Genomic DNA, 18,967 nt, shown 5'->3' with positions numbered 1-18,967 from the left:
TCAACCTTTCACGGCAGAGCCGATAAAGGAACTCACGAACCAGCGCTGGAATGCGAGGTAGAGCCCCAGGATCGGGATCATCATTAAAACGGAGGCTGCCATCGCACGATCCCAGTAGATGCTGTCCTGCCCGAAGAAGGTCGCGATGGCGACGGCGATCGGCCGGGCATAGTCCGTCTGCGTCACCAAGATCGGCCAGAGATACTGGTTCCAGGTCTCGATACCCATGAGGATCGACACGGTGGCGAGTGCAGGCAGGCTGAGCGGCAGGAAGATGGAACGATAGGCCCGGAAAAAAGATGCGCCATCCATCTCGGCGGCTTCCAGCAATTCCTTCGGCAGTTGCGCGAAGAACTGGTAGAGCAGGAAGATATAGAGGGGGCTGGCGATCCACGGCACGATCTGCACCGCGAAGGTATCGGACATTCCCGCCCGCGAGACCATGATAACGAGCGGCATGATGATGCTTTCCTGCGGGATCACATAGAGTGCGATCACGATCGACAGGATGACGGCGCGGCCCCTGAGCGATCCCCAGGCCAGGACAAACGCCGCCATCGAATTGACAATCAGGCCGGAACAGACCGTCGTGACCAGAATGATCAGCGAGTTGATGAGGTAGCGTCCGAAGGCGAGTTCACCCGAGAGGTGGCCGACCTCGGCATAGTTGTTAAGCGTGGGGTTCGAAACCCAGAAGGCCCGGAAGCTGCCCATATCGGCCAGAATTTGGAACCGGTCATCCTTGAGGCTTGCCACGACCAGGAGCAGCAATGGAGAGACGATCACCAATGCGATGATGAAAATGCACGTCGTCTGGATGATACGAAGAACCTTTACGGCGGAACGGGGCCGCGCTGTGCGGGCCTGCGGGATCGAGAGTGCGATATCAGACATCGAAGCGCCTCAGCAGCTGGCGCTGGATCAGCGCGATGACGAGAACGATCACGAACAATATGACCGAAACGGCGGATGCGTAGCCCATCTTCTGCTCTTCGAAGCCGGCGCGGACCATGTAGTGCACCACCGTTTCGGTGCTGCTTTTCGGTCCGCCCTGCGTGAGGATGGCGACCTGGGTATAGAGCTTGAACGCCTGGATGGTGGTGATCACCAGGACAAAGACATGGGTCGGCCGCAGGCCGGGCATGGTCACATGCCAGAAGCGCCGGAAAGCGTTCGCACCGTCGATCTTGGCGGCATCGTAGAGTTCGTCCGGAATGCCCTGGAGGCCGGCGAGATAGACGATCATCTGGAAGCCGTAGGCCTGCCAGGCCGAGAGCAGGACGAGCGAGAACATCGCCCATTGCGGATCGCCGAGCCAATCGATCGGCTGGATCGCTCCGCCTGAGAGAAAGCCGAGGATTTGGTTGAACGGCCCCGTGGGATATTGGAACAGGGTGCCCCAGATGACGCAGACCACGACCATCGAGGTGATCGCCGGCAGGAAGAACATGCCGCGCAGCAGATTGCGGAACGGCAGCTTTTGATGAAGCAGCAGCGCCGTCGCGAAAGCGAGGCCGCACTGCGCTGGAATGATCCAGAAGGTGAAGCGCGCGACGTTCCAAAGGGCGGTCCAGAAAAGATCGTCCTGGAAGATGCGGATGAAATTGTTGAACCAGACGAACCGGACGGGCGTCGGCCGCGGCACCAGAGGCTGGTTGGTCATTGCCGTCCAGAATGACAAGAGGAACGGCAGGATCAGAAAGAGGGTCAACAGGATCATGGCCGGCGCGAGCATGGCGGCTTCCTGCATCAGCCGTCCCTTGTTATGCCGGCGCGCCGGAGCCTTTCGGACGGATGTCGAAGATGTCGATTGTTGCATGACCATGCAACTCCTCCTTTCCAAGCCTAAAGCATGTCGCGCAAAAGTGAGCAGCGGCTTTGCCAGGCAAAGCGCTGAGCGCTTTTGCCGCAAACGACATGCGTAAAAACAAAGAGCTAAAGCGCGAGGAGCGAATCTGAAAGATCGCGACGCGCTTTAGATGCCGGTCGCGCCCTGCGATATCTGCCTGAGACATCGCAGGGGTTCGCCTATCGGCAGCGATCACGCTTATTGCCCGTCGCCGAATGGCGGATAGCCGTCATTGTCCTCGATATCCTGATCGATTTTCTTGGCGGCTGACGTCAGCGCCTCCTTGGGATCGCCGCCATTGAACACCTGGTCGACGGCCTGCATGAAGGCCGAGGTGATTGTGGGATAGGCAGGATGTGGCGGGCGGGCGACGGCCGTCTTCGATGCCTGCTCGAAGGCGATCGCCATCGGGCCGCCAGTGGCATAGAGCGGAGATTCGGCAGCGAAGCTCTTCAAGCCGGGATAGCCCGACTGGCTTGCGGCGAAGGTCCGGAACTCCTTGTCCTTCAGCAGGAAGCTGATGAACTTGCCTGATATCTCGGGATGCGTCGAGGTCTTGGTGACCGCCCAGATCCAGGTGCCATTCGGGCTCGCGCCCTTGGCGCCGAACTTTGGAAGCGGCAGCACGACGATGTTGTCCTTCATGGTCGCGGCGGCCTCCGCATAGACCCAGTGTCCGCCGAGCGCCAGCGCCGCCGGATTGCCTTCGGCAAAGAACTGGTTGGTTCCGGCCGACTGCGGCACGACCCAGCCGTTCTTGACCCATTTCTGCATCATGGCGAGAGCATCGACGCAGGCGTCGCTATCCAGCGTGCCCTCGGATTTCCAAGCCTTGCGGTCGATGAGATCGCAGCCGGCCGATTGCAGGATCGGGCCATAGGCATAGGTGATCCATTCGGTCTTGATGCCGTAGCCGCGGAAGGTATCGATCGGCCACTTCACGCCGTCGAGCTTGGAAAGCTTTTCGAGATAGGTTTCGAATTCTTCCCGAGTCCAGGCATCGTCGACGGATTTCGGGATGCGGGCGCCGATCGCTTCGAGATATTTCTTGTTGCCGTAAAGGACGACCGACGAGTCGGTCAGTCCGAGTGCATAGAGGTCCTTGTCGATCGGGTATGTGCCCTGGGCGATATTGGACTCCGTCATATCGTCGAGGAGGTCCTTGTCGATCAGCGGCTTGATGGGTTGAAGATAGCCCGACCAGACGTAATTGGCGAGGAACGGCGCATCGAGTTCCATGACGTCGGGCAGTTGTTTGGCCATGACGGCCGCGCTGAACTTCTCGTTATAGGCATCGTGCGGCGCATAGATGAACTGCACGTCGACATCGGGGTTGGCCGCCTCGAACCGCTCGGCGACCTTGCCATAGGCGGCGACAAAGCCGGGATCGCCCTGATGCATGACCTGGATTGTGGTTTTCTCGGCTGCCTGCGCCCATGGCGCGGTCAACGCCGAGGACAGGATCAGAGACCAAAGTAAACGTTTACCCATTAGAATTCCTCCTCAATTGGATGGGCCTATCTCAATTTATACGGATGCCCGCTCCACCAGCTGGAACGGCAGTTTCTGCACCCCGACCGGGACCCGGTCTTCGGCAAGCAGGATTTGCGCCGCCTGGCGGCCCATGGCGCGGTGCGGCAGCGCCATGGTGGTCAGCGGCGGGTCGAGACGCGAGGCGATCTCGACCTGGTTGTCGAAACTCGCAATGGCGACATCGTCGGGAATGGCCGCGCCTGTCCGGTGCAGCGCGGCATAGACCTCCATGGCCACGCGGTCATTGCCGCACAGGATGGCATCGGGGCGCCGGGCGCCGCTCATCAGCTCATGCACATGTGTGGCCACGAGGCTGTGCGCCCGGTCGCTGTAGATCGCCTTGCTGACGGCAGGCAAGACGATGGCGCCGGCTCCGTCGATGCCCGCATGATCGAGCGCCTGTCGGAAGCCGAGTTCACGAAGGTCCCCGGCGAGCAGCCCCGGCAGATTGATGAAGGCGATATTGCGCCGGCCGGCATCGATCAGATAGTTGGTAATCTCGAGCGCTGCCCCCGTTTCATCCGGCACCAGCGAGGTCACGCGGTCGTTGGCATCACGGCAGTTGATCATGACTCCGACCGTGTCGGCAAATTCGGGCGGCAGGTCGACGCTCTTGTGATACATGGCGGCATAGGCAATCGCCCGCGGGCGAAAGCGGCGCATCTCGTCGAGGATCGACGCTACGCTGCGATGGCCGCCGAGCGTCATGGCGAAGACGGCCATGTCGGCGGCGCGCACGGCGCCATCGAGCCCCCTAATGATTTCGGTCGCGAAAGGCGAGGTGATCAAGTCGTCCGCGACCAGGCCGACAAGTGGCATCCAGCCTTGCCGCATGCTGCGTGCGGCGAAGTTGGTGACATATCCGAGCTCCGCGGCGATCTCCTTGATCCGCTGGCGGGTGTCTTCCGACATGCGCGCCGAGCCGCCATGCAATGCACCTGACACGGTCTTAACGGAGACACCTGCACGGGCGGCTATGTCGTTGAGTGAGGCGGTCACGGGATCTCTTTTGGGTTATCGATTACCCAAATTGATATCGCGCGTTTTGCAGTAAGTCAAGTTATGATGGAATCGCTGACGCAAATGCCGCCTGCCGGGGGGTCGGCTCGCGCAATAACCCCGCCGAAGCGGGGTTTTTTGTGGTGAGGCCGATCAGTTGTTATGGGCCGCGCAGGCCTCATCCATCGGTGTGGCGTTGCTGGTGCCGCCCTGGGTCTGGAGATTGGCGGAGTTGTTGACCGGGTTGGGGCACTTGGTCTTGTCCATTTTCATCGTGCCGCCGGTCGTCGAATTGGTCATGGTGGAATCGGTTGCCATCGGCTTTTTAGTCTTCGGGTCGCTGGTTGCACCACCACCCTGATCGGCCTGGTTCTTGTCGATCGTGGCACCGGCCGGCGCCGGATTGGATTGGGCGAAGGCTGAAGTGGCCATGCCGAGGGCGAGAAGCGAAGCTGCTACGAGTTTCATACGCATGTGGTGTCCTCCTTGGGGATCTTTGCGTGCTTGGCCTATCCACAACCTCGCCGGCACAGCATTGTTCCGCTGCTGCGGATAAATGCACGCTACCGTTCGGAAGCCGGGCCGGCCGAGGGTTGAGCGTCAGCAGGAAGGTGGGCGGCGCACCGCTCACATACAGAGTTGAGGCTATTTCGCGTAAAGCGCGCGCGAGCGTTCGAGATGCTTGAGCAGCGCTATTTCCGAGCCGTCCACGTCATTGGCTTCAAGGCGGCCGACGATTTCGTCGTGTTCGGCGAGCGTGAACTTTTCCTTGCCGGTCCAGATCAGCATTTCGGTATGATATTCCTTCAGCCAGGCGAGCATGGCTTCGCTGACGGCGACGTAGATCGGGTTGCCTGAGATTTGGGCGATGCGGGTATGGAACTCCATATCGGCATCGATGAATTCTTCGGGCTGCCCGAGTGACCTGCGCTGGCGCTCGATGATCTCCCTGAGGTCGCCAATATCATTTGCCGAGGCGCGCTGCGCGGCCTCGCGCGCCATGCCGCGCTCGAAGAAGATGCGGGCGCTCTTCAGATGCTCCAGCGAGTCAGCCGATTGTGCCAGCATGATCTTGGCGGTGAGATCGACCTGGCGGAAGATCGACTTTGCCGTCAGCCTCAGAACCTTCGCCCGCTCGCCGTGCGAAATGTTGACGAGACCCTTGTTGGCAAGCGACTGCATGGCCTCGCGGATCGCCGGCCGGCCGACCCCAAAGCGCTCCATCAGCACCCGTTCGGAGGGCATTTCATCGCCGGGCTGAAGCTCGCCTGAGGTGATCAATCGCTCAAGTCGATCAAACACTTCGTCAGAGAGTTTGCGGCGGACGATCTGTTCGAGGGGCTGGGTCATAACATCTCGCTGGCTCAAATCGTCTCCTCCTAACAGTTTTCCGGACCAAGGACAAAGCTTGCGACTGGAAATTTGCACACTCAAAAAATTCGCTTTTCATTGGTTGGAATACTCATTATACCAGATCATGAGTTGACGCCATGGCAATCTGCATTGGCGAGAGGAGCAGCCGTCCGTTTCATGATGATTACCCTGACCTACCGCATCGAAACGGCCGGCAGCGTCGAGGCGATGGCGGACAAGATCGCCAGCGACCAGTCGACCGGAACCTTCGTGCCGGTCCCGGGCGAAACCGAGGAGCTGAAAGCGCGTGTCGCCGCCCGCGTGCTGGCCATCCGGCCGCTCGACGATGCGCGCCATCCGACCTGGCCTGAGGTCGCTGCCGGCACGCTGCTCCGACGCGCCGATGTCGACATCGGCTTTCCGCTGGAGGCGATCGGCACCGATCTCTCGGCCTTGATGACCATCGCGATCGGCGGCGTTTATTCGATCAAGGGCATGACCGGCATTCGCATCGTCGACATGAAGCTGCCCGACGCCTTCAAGAGCGCCCATCCCGGGCCGCAGTTCGGCATTCCTGGAAGCCGCCGCCTCACCGGCGTTGAAGGCCGGCCGATCATCGGAACGATCGTCAAGCCGGCGCTTGGGCTGAGGCCGCACGAGACGGCGGAACTCGTCGGCGAGCTGATTGCGTCAGGCGTCGACTTCATCAAGGACGACGAGAAGCTGATGAGCCCGGCCTACTCGCCGCTCAAGGACCGCGTCGCGGCGATCATGCCGCGCATTCTCGATCACGAGCAGAAGACCGGCAAAAAGGTCATGTATGCCTTCGGCATCTCGCATGCCGACCCCGACGAGATGATGCGCAACCACGACATCGTGGCTGCGGCCGGCGGTAATTGCGCCGTCGTCAACATCAACTCGGTCGGCTTCGGCGGCATGAGCTTTCTACGCAAACGCTCGAGCCTGGTGCTGCACGCGCATCGAAACGGCTGGGACGTGCTGACCCGCGATCCGGGCGCCGGCTTGGATTTCAAGGTCTATCAGCAGTTCTGGCGGCTGCTCGGGGTCGATCAGTTTCAGATCAACGGCATCAGGGTCAAATACTGGGAGCCGGACGACAGCTTCGTCTCATCCTTCAAGGCGGTCAGCACGCCGCTGTTCGACGCCGCCGATTGCCCGCTTCCGGTCGCGGGCTCCGGCCAGTGGGGCGGACAGGCGCCGGAAACCTATCGCCGCACCGGCCGCACTGTCGATCTGCTCTATCTCTGCGGCGGCGGCATCGTCAGCCATCCCGGCGGCCCGGCTGCCGGCGTCCGGGCGGTGCAGCAGGCCTGGCAGGCGGCTGTCGCCGACATACCACTTGAGATCTACGCGAGAGATCATCCGGAGCTTGCCGCCTCGATTGCGAAATTCAGCGACGGCAAAGGCGCGTGACCGATATGGATCGACTTCTCGTCAGCTATTACGGGGATGATTTTACCGGCTCGACCGATGTCATGGAGGCGCTCGCCTCGAACGGTGTCGAGACGGCACTCTTCCTCGACATTCCGACGCCGGGATTGCTCGCTCGCTTCAAACACTGCCGGGCGATCGGCATTGCCGGAACGAGCCGCTCCGAGACGCCGGACTGGATGGAGGAGCACCTTGCGCCTGCTTTCGATTGGCTGAAATCGCTCGGCGCTGCCATCTGCCATTACAAGGTCTGCTCGACTTTCGATTCCAGCCCCGAGATCGGCAATATCGGCAAGGCGATCGAAATCGGCCGCACGATATTCGGGCAATCCATTGTGCCAGTTATCGTCGGCGCGCCGCAATTGAAGCGTTATACCGCCTTCGGCAATCTCTTCGCCGCTTATCAGGGCCGCGTCTTCCGCATCGACCGCCATCCCGTCATGAGCCGCCACCCGGTCACGCCGATGGACGAGGCGGACCTTACGGTCCACCTGTCGAAGCAGACCTCCCTCCCCGTCCTGCTTGCCGATCTTGTCACGATCACCGCGGCGGACGCCGATCAACGGATAGACGCGCTAGCGTCGAGCCCGGACGGGATCCTGCTCCTCGATGTCGACTCCGAGGCAACACAGATCGCGGCAGGCGGGCAGATGCTGCGTGTCACCAGCCGCTCGGCAAGCTTTGTCGCCGGCTCCTCGGGGGTCGAATATGCCCTGCTCAGCGCATGGCGGCGGGCCGGCTTGATCGGCGCGAGCAGCGGCGAATTTCCCGATGTCGGCCCCGTCGACCGCCTCGCCGTCGTCTCGGGTAGCGTCTCGCCGACGACCGAGCGGCAAATCCGCACCGCTGTCGAGAACGGCTTCGAAAGCATTGCGCTCGATCCGCTGACGCTGGTCTCGAATGGCGAAGGCGCCGTGGATGGAGCGATACAGGCAGGCATTCAAAAGCTGAAAGAAGGCAAGAGCGTCATCCTCTACACGGCTCTCGGCCCCTCCGCGGACCGCGGCGCCGATATCGACCGGCTGCCTGGCGCGCGTCACCGGCTGGGAAGCGCGCTTGGCACAATCCTCTGCCGGTTGGTCGAGGCGGAAGGGCTGTCGCGTGCGGTCGTCGCCGGCGGCGACACCTCCAGTCACGCACTCCGGCAATTGAAGATCGACGCGCTGACGACGCTTCTGCCGCTTCCCCAGACGCCGGGGTCGCCGCTGTGCCTCGCCCATGGCGACTTTCCGCCGACCAACGGCCTGCAGATCGCGCTCAAAGGCGGCCAGGTCGGGACGGACGGCTATTTCGCGCAGATCCGCGACGGAAGGAAAAGCTGATGGTCGTCTGGGTCGGCACCAGTTTCAAGATGAACAAGACCGTTGAGGAAGCGCTCGCCTTCGCGCGCCACCTCGCCCAGGCAGACAGCGAACGCGACATCCGCGTGCAGCGCTTCGTCATTCCCGCCTTTACCGCGATGCGCGAGGTCAAGCGTGTGCTGGCCGAGACATCGGTCAAGGTCGGCGCCCAGAACATGCACTGGGAAGACGCCGGCGCCTGGACCGGCGAGATTTCGCCTCTGATGCTGAAGGACTGCGAACTCGATATCGTCGAACTCGGTCATTCCGAGCGGCGCGAGCATTTCGGCGAGACCGACGAAACCGTCGGCCTCAAGGTTTCCGCCGCGATCCGCCATGGCCTGACGCCGCTGATCTGCATCGGCGAGACGTTGCAGGAGCGCCGGGAGGGTCGGGCCGACGCGGTTTTACGGCGGCAGGTCGAGGCCGCCTTGAGGGGCGTCGACGCCGGGGCCGAGGCTCCGGTCCTGCTTGCCTATGAGCCGGTCTGGGCGATCGGCGCCAAGGGTATACCGGCGACCGCCGACTACGCGTCGGAGCGACACGGAAAGATCGCCGAGGTGGCGAAGTCCATTGTTGGACGTGCGGTGCCGGTTCTCTACGGCGGCAGCGTCAATCCGGAAAATTGCGAGGAACTGATCACCGAGGCGCATATCGACGGCCTGTTCATCGGCCGCTCCGCCTGGGGCGTCGACGGTTACCTCGACATTCTTCGCCGCGTCAGCGCGGCGATCGAAAGGTGATTTCCATGCCCGAGGGCGATGAAAGGAAACTGCTATGAAGATTGCAATTGGCGCCGACAGCGCCGGCAAACCGCTCCTGGATGTTATTGCCGCCCATCTCGCCGGCAAGGCGGATCTCGAAGTTCACGATCTCAGTCAGGCCGGCTTCTACGCCGATCTCTCCCAGCGTCTCGCGCAGACGATTGTCGACGGCGAACATCAGCGCGGCATCCTGTTCTGCGGCACCGGCATCGGTGTGTGCATTTCCGCAAACAAGGTGCCGGGCATCCGCGCCGCGCTGACGCACGATACCTATTCGGCGGAACGCGCGGCCAAATCGAACAACGCCCAGATCATCACGATGGGGGCGCGCGTCATCGGGCCGGAACTGGCGAAATCGATCGTCGACGTCTGGCTTGCATCCGAATTCGACCCTGACGGCCCATCGGCAGGCAACGTTGAGGCGATCGACCGGCTCGACGCCGAAAAACATGGGTCTTGAACAACTAAAGTAGTGATATGGTGATTGACTCATCATACCAGTTTATGATCCTATCCAGAACTGAAAAAGTGAGGAAAACATGACCAAGATTGCTCTCTTCGGCGCCGGCGGCAAAATGGGATACCGGCTTGCCAAAAATCTCAAAGGCTCACGCTTCCAGGTGCGCCATGTCGAGGTGAGCGACGCGGGCAAGGCGCGTTTGAAGAACGATCTCGGTCTCGATTGCGTGCCTGTCGAGGCCGCGCTCGACGGCGCTGATGTTGTCATCCTCGCCGTACCGGATACGGCGATCGGCAAGGTCGCAGCCGGCATCGTCGACAAGCTCGCACCCGGCACGATGGTGGTTGCGCTCGATGCCGCCGCTCCCTTTGCCGGCCACCTGCCGAAGCGCGACGACCTCACCTATTTCGTCACCCATCCCTGCCATCCGCCGATCTTCAACGACGAGACGGATATGCAGGCCAAGAAGGACCATTTCGGCGGCCTGTTCGCCAAGCAGCACATCGTCTCAGCGCTGATGCAGGGGCCCGACAGCGCCTATGCACTCGGCGAGGAAATTGCCAAGCTCATCTGGGCGCCGGTCATGCGCTCGCACCGGGTTACTGTCGACCAGCTCGCCATGCTCGAACCCGGCCTTTCCGAAACCGTCTGCGCATCGCTGCTCGTCGTCATGCGCCAGGCCATGGACGAATGCGTGGCGCGCGGCGTGCCTGAACAAGCAGCCCGCGACTTTCTGCTCGGCCATATGAACGTGCTCGGCGCGGTCATCTTCAAGGAGGTCGACGGCGTGTTCTCGGACGCCTGCAACAAGGCGATCGAGTTCGGCATTCCGGCGCTGATGCGCGGCGACTGGAAGAAAGTATTCGAACCGCAGGAGATCGCCGAGAGCATCCGGCGCATCACCTGAACCGGCCCGGGGAGGCAAGTCCCTCCCCCTCTACCGCCCCGGAGACGGGGCAACCGCTCCGGGGAGAACGGGGCTTCATTCACAACGGGAGGAAAAAAATGAAACTGACGCGCAGACTAACACTTGCAGCCTTTGCCGGCGCGCTGGCGCTCGGAACTGCCATGCCGGCCTTTGCGGCCGACCTCATCGCCATCATCACGCCGGCACATGACAACCCCTTCTTCAAGGCCGAAGCCGTCGGCGCCGAAGCCAAGGCGAAGGAACTCGGCTACGAGACCCTCGTCATGACCCATGACGACGACGCCAACAAGCAGTCGGAAATGATCGATACGGCGATCGGGCGCGGCGCCAAGGCGATCATCCTCGACAATGCCGGCGCGGACGCTTCCGTCGCCGCCGTCAAGAAGGCGAAGGATGCCGGCATCCCCTCCTTCCTGATCGACCGCGAAATCAATGCGACCGGCGTTGCCGTCGCCCAGATCGTCTCGAACAACTATCAGGGCGCCCAGCTCGGGGCGCAGGAATTCGTCAAGCTGATGGGCGAGAAGGGCAATTACGTCGAGCTGGTGGGCAAGGAGTCCGACACCAATGCCGGCATCCGCTCACAGGGCTATCACGACGTCATCGACGATTATCCGGAGCTGAAGTCCGTCGCCAAGCAGTCGGCCAACTGGAGCCAGACGGAAGCCTATTCGAAGATGGAAACCATCCTCCAGGCCAACCCCGATATCAAGGGCGTCATCTCCGGCAACGACACCATGGCCATGGGCGCGATCGCAGCCCTTCAGGCGGCCGGCCGCAAGGACGTGATCGTCGTCGGCTTCGACGGCTCCAACGACGTGCGCGACTCCATCAAGTCGGGTGGCATCAAGGCGACCGTGCTGCAGCCCGCCTATGCGCAGGCCCAGTTGGCGGTGGAACAGGCGGACGCCTACATCAAGAACAAGACGACGCCGAAGGAAGAGAAGCAGCTGATGGATTGTGTTCTCGTCAATGCCGACAATGCCGGCAAGCTCGAGACCTTCGCCCTGACGAACTGATCAGCGCCAATTGCGGAGGGTGCAGTGTTGCGCCCTCCGCAATGCATTTTGCAAGACGTCGAGGTTCATCGCATGTTGAGAATGAAGGGCGCCCTGCTAGCCGCCGTCGTGGCGGCGGCCTTGCCCGGCTGCAAGATCATCAAGACGCCGACTACAGAGGAGAAGGCGGCGGCAGCGGCCAAGACCGCTTTCGACCCGAATGCCAAGGTCGAGGCGATCTGGCAGCCTGACGTCGTGCCGTATTTCGAAAAGCGCGCCGGCGAGCTGAAGGACGTCATGCAGCTTGCCGCCTCCAACCCGGATGCCGCCGGCGAGAAATACGGCAATACTCGCAAGCAGAGCAGCTCGCCCTGGACCTATGCGGTGAAGATCACCGGCACGGTCGTTGCGGCCGACACGGCGTCGCGCGCGGCAACGCTCGATCTCGACGCCGATGGCGACGGCAAGGCCGATGCCAAGGTGCAGATCGGGCCGGCGCTGCGCGGCACCGCACTGCGCGACACGCTAGACTTCGTCAATTTCAATGAATTCAAGAACCAGATCGAATGGGCGCAGTTCGGTAAGGCGTTCAACGAGAAGGCCAATGCCGCTGTTCTCTCCGCCGTTCCGCGCGACGGCCTGGCCGGCAAGACGGTGACGGTGATCGGCGCCTTTCCGCTGCCGAAAAGCGGCGAGCTTCCGCTCGTGACACCTTCGGAACTGAAGGTGGGCTCATGACAGCGGCAGAGGCACAAGAGGACGACATCATCCTGCGCCTCGACGATGTGTCGAAGGTCTATTCGGGCATCGTCGCCGTTAAGCGCGCCAATCTGGAGCTGCGCCGCGGCGCGGTGAACGTTCTGGTTGGCGAAAATGGCGCCGGCAAATCGACGCTGATGAAAATCATCGCCGGCGTCGAGCGCCCGACGCTCGGCCGCATCATCCTGGATGGCAAGCCCATATCCTTCGACAGTCCGGCCGACGCGCAGGCCAATGGCATCGGCATGATCTTCCAGGAGCTCAATCTCTTCGCCAACATGTCGGTGGCCGAAAACATTTTCACAAGGCGCGAGATCACCCGCGGCCTGCTCGGCATCGATCACAAGGCGCAGGTCGAAAAGGCCAATGAATTTCTGCGGCGTCTCGATGCCGGCATCGAGGCGGATACGATGGTCGAGGATCTGCCGATCGGCCAGCAGCAACTCGTCGAGATCGCCAAGGCGATGTCGCTCGATGCCCGCATCCTGATCATGGACGAGCCGACCTCCGCGCTTTCGGCGGCGGAAGTCGAAATCCTGTTCAAGGTGATCGCCGAGCTGAAAGCCCACGGTGTGGCGATCGTCTATATCTCGCACCGGCTGGAAGAGCTGATGCGGATCGGCGACTACATCACGGTGCTGCGCGACGGCCAGATCACCGGCCATGCCATGGTGCGCGATATCGACACGCGCTGGATCGTGCGCTCGATGATCGGCTCGGACGCCAAGGATTTTGCAAAATCCGTTACCCATTCCATCGGCCAAGAGGTCTTCCGCGCCGAAAATATCAGCCTTCCCAGGCCGACCGGCGGGCTTGCCGTCAACGATGTCTCCCTGTCGGTCAAGGCAGGCGAGATCCTCGGCATCTACGGCCTGATGGGCGCCGGGCGCAGCGAATTCTTCGAATGCGTGATCGGGCGCCATGCGCATTCGACCGGCAGGATCTTCATCGACGGCAAGGAAGTGCGCGCCCGCGACACCACGCGGCGCATCCGCCGCGGCCTTGCTCTGATCCCGGAAGACCGGCAGCGGGAGGGATTGGTGCAGGTGCTCTCCATCGCCTCCAACCTGACGCTTGCAAGCCTTTCGCGCTTCACCCGGCTCTTCCATATCGACAGCAGCGCGGAAAAGAACGCCATTCAGGAGGCGATCCGCGATCTCTCGATCAAGGCGCCCAATCCGGATTTCGAGGTTACCTCGATGTCCGGCGGCAACCAGCAGAAGGTCGTCATCGGTAAGGCGTTGATGACCAATCCGAAGGTGCTGCTGATGGACGAGCCGAGCCGCGGCATCGATGTCGGCGCCAAGGCAGACGTCTTCCGCACCATGCGCCGGCTGGCGGCAAACGGGCTCGCCATTCTGTTTTCGACCTCCGACCTCGAAGAGGTCATGGCGCTTTCCGATCGCATCGCGGTCTTGAGCAACGGCCAGCTGGTCGCTGTCTTCGACAGGGATGAGGCGACTGAGGAAGCGATCATCGCGGCTTCGGCCAAGGGACACGGACATCAAGGGAAACTCGCGTCATGATGGCGGCTACATCTACCACTCTTGCGCCAAAAGGCGCCAACGGCTCCGCGCTTCTGACACTGATGAAGCTCAGGACCTTCATCGCGCTTTTCGCCGTCATCATCTTCTTTGCGATCTTCGCGCCGAACTTCACCTCGACAGCGAACATGATCCTGATGTCGAAACATGTGGCGCTGAACGCCTTCCTGGCGATGGGCATGACCTTCGTCATCATCACCGGCGGCATCGACCTCTCCGTCGGTTCGATCGTCGGGCTGTGCGGCATGGTTGCCGGCGGCCTGATCCTCTACGGCATCGAACTGCCAATCGGCTACACCATCTATTTCAACCTCTTCGAGATCGTGCTGATCACGCTGTCGATCGGCCTTATCATCGGTCTGATCAACGGCCTCTTGATCACCAAGCTCAACGTCGCGCCGTTCATCGCGACGCTCGGCACGCTCTATGTCGCCCGCGGCCTGGCGCTGCTGTCGTCTGATGGTCAGACTTTTCCGAACCTCGTCGGCCGGCCGGAATATGCCACGACCGGCTTCGACTTCTTCGGCGCTGGACGCATTCTCGGCCTGCCTGTCTCGATCTGGATCCTGATCGTGCTGGCGCTTGTGGCCGCCTATGTCGCCCGCTCGACGCCGATCGGCCGCCACATCTTTGCCGTCGGCGGCAATGAGCGAGCCGCGCGCATGTCCGGTATCCGCGTCGATGTCGTGAAGATCTTCGTCTACATGTTCTCCGGTCTTTGCGCCGCCATCGTCGGCGTCGTCATCTCCTCGGAACTGATGGCCGCCCATCCGGCCACGGGCGAGAGCTTCGAGCTCAATGCGATCGCGGCAGCCGTGCTCGGCGGCACCTCGATGTCGGGTGGCCGCGGCACGATCGGCGGAACGATTATCGGCGCCTTCGTCATCGGCATCCTTTCCGACGGGCTCGTCATGATGGGCGTTTCCTCCTTCTGGCAAATGGTCATCAAGGGTCTCGTCATCATCATCGCCGTGGTCGTCGACCAGGCGCAGCGCCGCCTGCAGCAGCGCGTCACCCTCATGCAAATGGCAAGGGCAGGTTGAGATGACCGAATTGAAAGGCGCGTTGATCGGCTGCGGCTTCTTTGCGATCAACCAGATGCACGCCTGGAGCGATGTCGACGGCGCCACGATCGTCGCGATCTGCGACCGCGATCCGGAGCGGCTGAAGATCGTCGGCGACCAGTTCGGCATCGAGCGCCGCTATAGCGATGCCGAGGCCTTGTTTACCGATGGCGGCTTCGATTTCGTCGATATCGCCACCACCGTCCAGAGCCACCGCGCGCTGGTGGAAATGGCCGCCGGCAATAGGGTGCCGGCCATCTGCCAGAAGCCGTTCGCCAAGACGCTGTCGGATGCGAAGGCGATGGTCGAGGCCTGCCGCAATGCCGGCGTCGCCCTGATGGTGCACGAGAATTTTCGTTGGCAGGCGCCGATCCAGGCGGTTCGCAAGGCGCTCGCTGCCGGCGCGATCGGCACGCCCTTCTGGGGCCGCTTCTCCTTCCGCTCGGGCTACGACGTTTTTTCCGGCCAGCCCTATCTCGCCGAAGGCGAGCGCTTCATCATCGAAGATCTCGGCATTCATACACTCGACATCGCTCGCTATATCCTCGGCGACATCCGCTCGCTGACGGCTCGCACCAGGCGGGTCAATCCAAAAATCAAGGGCGAGGATGTCGCTACCATTCTGCTCGATCATGAGAACGGAGTGACTTCGGTCGTCGACGTCAGCTACGCCACCAAGCTCTCGAAAGAGCCCTTCCCCGAGACCCTGATCGAACTCGACGGCGCCGAGGGCACGATTCGCTTGACCCAGGGCTACAGCCTTGAAGTGACCAACGCCAAGGGCACCACCACCACGGACGTCTCTCCGAAGCTGCTATCCTGGGCCTCGCGGCCCTGGCACAATATCCAGGAGAGCGTCTACGCGATCCAGCAGCATTGGGTCGATCAGCTCAAGCGCGGCGCGGAGCACTCGACGTCAGGGGCCGACAATCTGAAGACCTTCGCTCTCGTCGAGGCCGCCTATGACAGTGCGGCGCGGGGGCAGACGATCGATGTCGGGGCGATGCTGCGATGACCGCCGATTCGTTCCAGCTTTACGGCACCCGCGCCCAGGAAAGGCCGCCGGTTCGCCTGACGGCCGGAAAGTTGACCGTCGATCTCGCCGACGGCAACCTCCGCACCATCTGCTACGATGGGGTCGAGGTGCTGCGGGCGATTTCCTACCTCGTTCGCGACCGGGACTGGGGAACCTACGGCCCCGAGATCGCCGATCTCAGGATTGAGCAGGATGACGATCGTTTCGAAGTTGGCTATCAGGCCCGCTGCAAGGGACCCGACGAGACGAGGCTCGTCATCGACGTCCGCATCGTGGGACGGGCGGACCGGCTCGACTTCGAAGCCGAAGCCGAAGCCACGAGCGAGACCGGCTTCGAGACCAATCGCTGCGGCTTCTGCATCCTGCATCCGATCGTCGGTGTGGCCGGTTCAGCGGCGACGGTCGAGCATGTCGACGGCCGGATCGTCGAGACACGCTTTCCCGATGTGATCGAACCCTGGCAGCCGTTCCAGGATATGCGCGCTATTTCCCATGAGGTCGTGCCCGGAGTTGCGGCGGAATGCCGGATGGAAGGCGACATTTTCGAAATGGAGGATCAGAGGAACTGGTCCGATGCCTCCTACAAGACCTATGTCAGGCCGCTCGCCCTGCCCTGGCCCTATCGGATTTTCGCCAACCAACCGGTTCGGCAGAAGACGTCGCTGATGATCAGCGACGCCAGCCGTTCCGCAGCGGTCTCAGCCGGGACGTCGAGCGATGTCATAAGGCTCGAACTTGGAACACGGACCGGCACCATGCCCGATATCGGCGTGGTCGTTACGCCGCAGGAGGCCGATGCGACGCTCTCGGCCCGGTCCCTCCTGTCGGAGATCGCGCCGCGCGAGCTTGTCTTCCATTTCGATGCGAACGCTGGACATGGCGCCGAAGCGCTGCAGAAATTTGCCGCGATCGCTGCCGCCCATCGGGGCCGTACGACGCTGGAGATCGCGCTTGCCTGCAAGTCGTCGCCATCGAGCGAAGCGGCCGAGATTGCCCGCCAGATGCAGCGCGCGGACTTCGAACCGGAAGCGATCCTGATCTCGCCTTCCGTCGATCGGCAATCGACGCCGCCTGGCAGCAAATGGCCGGACTGCCCTCCCCTCGAAGAGATCTATGCCGCGGCCCGCGCCGCCTTCCCCGGCACTCGCATCGGCGGCGGCATGCTGAGCTATTTCACCGAACTCAACCGCAAGCGCGTGCCATCAGGCGAGATCGATTTCGTCAGCCATTGCACCAATCCGATCGTGCATGCGGCCGACGATCTCAGCGTCATGCAGACATTGGAAGCGCTGCCGTTCATCACGCGATCCGTCCGCGCGGTCTACGGCGACAAGCCCTATCGCATCGGCCCGTCGACGATCCCGATGCGGCAGAACCCTTATGGTAGCCGCACCATGGACAATCCTGCGGGCGGACGCATCCCGATGGCCAATCGCGACCCGCGCCACAACGGGCGTTTCGCGGAGGCTTTCGCGCTCGGCTACGCGATCCGGGTGCTGGATGCCGATCTCGAATGCCTGACGCTTTCGGCCCTGACCGGCCCTTTCGGCCTGATCGCCGGCCCGGATGAACCGGTCGAGCAAGGCGGGCGGCGGCCGCTGTTCAACACGGTGCGGACCTTGTCGGCCCTCGCCGGCGCGTCCTGGCAGGAATGCGTCTCGTCTTCGCCGTCCGAAGTGCTGTCCTTCATGGCGCGGGATGCCGCAGGCGCCAGGATCTTTGTGGTCAATCTGACCAGCGAAGAGCGAAGGGTCGACGGCGGCGCACTGGATAAAGAGCTGCGGCTCGCGCCTTTCGGAACGGTCGTCTTGCCGCGGGCGGATTGACGTCCGGCGCGCCAGCCGCATCTATGCAGTCGGAGCTCGTTCTGGGGAGGATCGGCGTGAAGACGAAGAAGCTTATCAATGCAGGCGCAGATGCCGTCGATGAGATGCTGCAAGGCGTTCTCGCGGCCCATCCCGGGCACCTTTATGCCGTGGACGACATGCCGCGCGCCATCATTGCCCGAAACGGACCGCGCAAGGGCAAGGTCGGGCTGGTGATCGGCGGCGGGTCCGGGCACGAACCGACATTCCTCGGCTATGTCGGCAAGGGGCTGGCGGATGCCGCCGCGATCGGCAATGTCTTCGCCTCGCCGCCCCCCGATCCGATCATCGCCTGCGCCAAAGCCGTCGACGGCGGCGCCGGCGTGCTCTTCATGTACGGCAATTATGCCGGCGACGTCATGAACTTCGACATGGCCGCCGAAATGCTGGCGCTTGACGAGATCGAGGTGCGCACCGTCCTGACCACCGACGATGTCGCGTCCGCCCCCGCCGATCAGAGGGACAGGCGGCGCGGCGTGGCGGGCAATGTCTTCATCTTCAAGGCCGCTGGTGCTGCCTGCGATCTTCTCTATTCCTTCGACGAGGTCGAGCGCGCCGCCCGCCATGCCAATTCGCGAACCTATACGATGGGTGTGGCGCTCGCGCCTTGTTCGCTGCCGCAGACCTTGAAACCGAATTTCCTGATCGGCGACGGCGAGATGGAGATCGGCATGGGCATCCATGGCGAGCCCGGCATGGCTCGCGAGCCGCTGAAGGCGGCCGACGCGGTGACCGACGAACTGATGGACAGCATCCTCCGCGAGATGAAGGCAGAACGGGGCGACCGTGTCGCCGTGCTCGTCAACTCGCTGGGCTCCACGCCGATGATGGAGCTCTACATCATGATGCGGCGCGTGAAGGCGCGGCTCGACGAGGCGGGGCTTGTCATCCATAGCTCGCTCGTCGGGAATTACTGCACGTCGCTCGAAATGGCCGGCGCTTCGGTGACGCTCATGCACCTCGACGACGAGCTTCAGCGGCTAATCGACCATCCCTGCGATTGCGCCATGTTTACGAGGTGAT

19 protein-coding genes are annotated in these 18,967 nt (G+C 62.4%); 12 read left to right on the top strand and 7 right to left on the bottom strand.

From position 1 onward, the window contains the following. The 7 genes from HJB89_RS04750 to HJB89_RS04720 all read right to left on the bottom strand — a co-directional run bounded on the left by HJB89_RS04750 (position 1) and on the right by HJB89_RS04720 (position 5,731). Complete coding sequence (locus HJB89_RS04750; protein WP_207585085.1) at positions 1-894, bottom strand: carbohydrate ABC transporter permease; 894 nt, start codon at positions 892-894, stop codon at positions 1-3. Then, positions 887-1,825, bottom strand: coding sequence for a carbohydrate ABC transporter permease (locus tag HJB89_RS04745; RefSeq protein ID WP_207585086.1), 939 nt, complete (start codon positions 1,823-1,825; stop codon positions 887-889). The genes HJB89_RS04750 and HJB89_RS04745 overlap by 8 nt, the downstream gene beginning before the upstream one ends. Further along, the gene (locus HJB89_RS04740; protein ID WP_207585207.1) at positions 1,764-2,015 is read right to left on the bottom strand and encodes a hypothetical protein; all 252 of its coding nucleotides are present in this window, start codon (positions 2,013-2,015) and stop codon (positions 1,764-1,766) included. The genes HJB89_RS04745 and HJB89_RS04740 overlap by 62 nt, the downstream gene beginning before the upstream one ends. A 32-nt stretch (positions 2,016-2,047) precedes the next feature. Next, complete coding sequence (locus tag HJB89_RS04735) at positions 2,048-3,340, bottom strand: sugar ABC transporter substrate-binding protein (RefSeq protein WP_207585087.1); 1,293 nt, start codon at positions 3,338-3,340, stop codon at positions 2,048-2,050. A gap of 36 nt (positions 3,341-3,376) precedes the next feature. After that, the gene (locus tag HJB89_RS04730; RefSeq protein ID WP_221116840.1) at positions 3,377-4,381 is read right to left on the bottom strand and encodes a LacI family DNA-binding transcriptional regulator; all 1,005 of its coding nucleotides are present in this window, start codon (positions 4,379-4,381) and stop codon (positions 3,377-3,379) included. A 153-nt stretch (positions 4,382-4,534) separates the two neighbouring features. Then, positions 4,535-4,855 carry a hypothetical protein gene (locus HJB89_RS04725; RefSeq protein ID WP_207585089.1) on the bottom strand — a complete coding sequence of 107 codons (321 nt, stop codon included), beginning with the start codon at positions 4,853-4,855 and terminating at the stop codon, positions 4,535-4,537. A 171-nt stretch (positions 4,856-5,026) separates the two neighbouring features. Further along, positions 5,027-5,731: a transcriptional regulator NanR gene (locus HJB89_RS04720; RefSeq protein ID WP_207585090.1), complete on the bottom strand. Its 705-nt coding sequence runs from the start codon at positions 5,729-5,731 to the stop codon at positions 5,027-5,029. Positions 5,732-5,911: 180 nt separating this feature from the next. Here HJB89_RS04720 and oiaX point away from each other — a divergent pair, with 180 nt between their 5' ends. The 12 genes from oiaX to HJB89_RS04660 all read left to right on the top strand — a co-directional run bounded on the left by oiaX (position 5,912) and on the right by HJB89_RS04660 (position 18,966). Beyond that, a complete protein-coding gene (gene oiaX, locus HJB89_RS04715) occupies positions 5,912-7,168 on the top strand; it encodes a 3-oxo-isoapionate-4-phosphate decarboxylase OiaX (protein WP_221149098.1) in 1,257 nt (418 codons plus the stop codon). 5 nt (positions 7,169-7,173) lie between these two features. Beyond that, positions 7,174-8,508 (top strand): four-carbon acid sugar kinase family protein, encoded by a 1,335-nt coding sequence (locus HJB89_RS04710; protein ID WP_221139566.1) that lies wholly within the window; start codon positions 7,174-7,176, stop codon positions 8,506-8,508. Further along, positions 8,508-9,269: a triose-phosphate isomerase gene (locus HJB89_RS04705; RefSeq protein ID WP_221131330.1), complete on the top strand. Its 762-nt coding sequence runs from the start codon at positions 8,508-8,510 to the stop codon at positions 9,267-9,269. Before HJB89_RS04710 ends, HJB89_RS04705 begins: the two co-directional genes overlap by 1 nt. Before the next feature lie 34 nt (positions 9,270-9,303). Then, entirely contained in the window at positions 9,304-9,750 is a 447-nt protein-coding gene (locus HJB89_RS04700) for an RpiB/LacA/LacB family sugar-phosphate isomerase (RefSeq protein ID WP_207585093.1), read from the top strand. 79 nt (positions 9,751-9,829) lie between these two features. Continuing rightward, positions 9,830-10,657 carry a phosphogluconate dehydrogenase C-terminal domain-containing protein gene (locus tag HJB89_RS04695; protein WP_221149096.1) on the top strand — a complete coding sequence of 276 codons (828 nt, stop codon included), beginning with the start codon at positions 9,830-9,832 and terminating at the stop codon, positions 10,655-10,657. A 98-nt stretch (positions 10,658-10,755) separates the two neighbouring features. Next, the gene (locus HJB89_RS04690) at positions 10,756-11,697 is read left to right on the top strand and encodes a D-ribose ABC transporter substrate-binding protein (protein ID WP_221116846.1); all 942 of its coding nucleotides are present in this window, start codon (positions 10,756-10,758) and stop codon (positions 11,695-11,697) included. Between the two features lie 72 nt (positions 11,698-11,769). Next, complete coding sequence (locus tag HJB89_RS04685; RefSeq protein ID WP_207585096.1) at positions 11,770-12,414, top strand: DUF2291 family protein; 645 nt, start codon at positions 11,770-11,772, stop codon at positions 12,412-12,414. Further along, positions 12,411-13,961 (top strand): sugar ABC transporter ATP-binding protein, encoded by a 1,551-nt coding sequence (locus HJB89_RS04680; protein ID WP_207585097.1) that lies wholly within the window; start codon positions 12,411-12,413, stop codon positions 13,959-13,961. Before HJB89_RS04685 ends, HJB89_RS04680 begins: the two co-directional genes overlap by 4 nt. After that, positions 13,958-15,022: an ABC transporter permease gene (locus tag HJB89_RS04675; protein WP_221131328.1), complete on the top strand. Its 1,065-nt coding sequence runs from the start codon at positions 13,958-13,960 to the stop codon at positions 15,020-15,022. The genes HJB89_RS04680 and HJB89_RS04675 overlap by 4 nt, the downstream gene beginning before the upstream one ends. A 1-nt stretch (position 15,023) precedes the next feature. After that, complete coding sequence (locus tag HJB89_RS04670; RefSeq protein ID WP_221131327.1) at positions 15,024-16,058, top strand: Gfo/Idh/MocA family protein; 1,035 nt, start codon at positions 15,024-15,026, stop codon at positions 16,056-16,058. Further along, positions 16,055-17,905, top strand: a complete 1,851-nt coding sequence (locus tag HJB89_RS04665; protein WP_221149093.1) for a hypothetical protein — start codon at positions 16,055-16,057, stop codon at positions 17,903-17,905. Before HJB89_RS04670 ends, HJB89_RS04665 begins: the two co-directional genes overlap by 4 nt. Positions 17,906-17,961: 56 nt before the next feature. Beyond that, positions 17,962-18,966 carry a dihydroxyacetone kinase subunit DhaK gene (locus HJB89_RS04660; protein WP_221131325.1) on the top strand — a complete coding sequence of 335 codons (1,005 nt, stop codon included), beginning with the start codon at positions 17,962-17,964 and terminating at the stop codon, positions 18,964-18,966. The last annotated feature ends 1 nt before the right edge of the window (position 18,967 follow it).

The organism is Rhizobium sp. NZLR8, assembly GCF_019685025.1.
Classification (GTDB): domain Bacteria; phylum Pseudomonadota; class Alphaproteobacteria; order Rhizobiales; family Rhizobiaceae; genus Rhizobium.
This window is presented reverse-complemented; position numbering and strand designations above follow the sequence as displayed.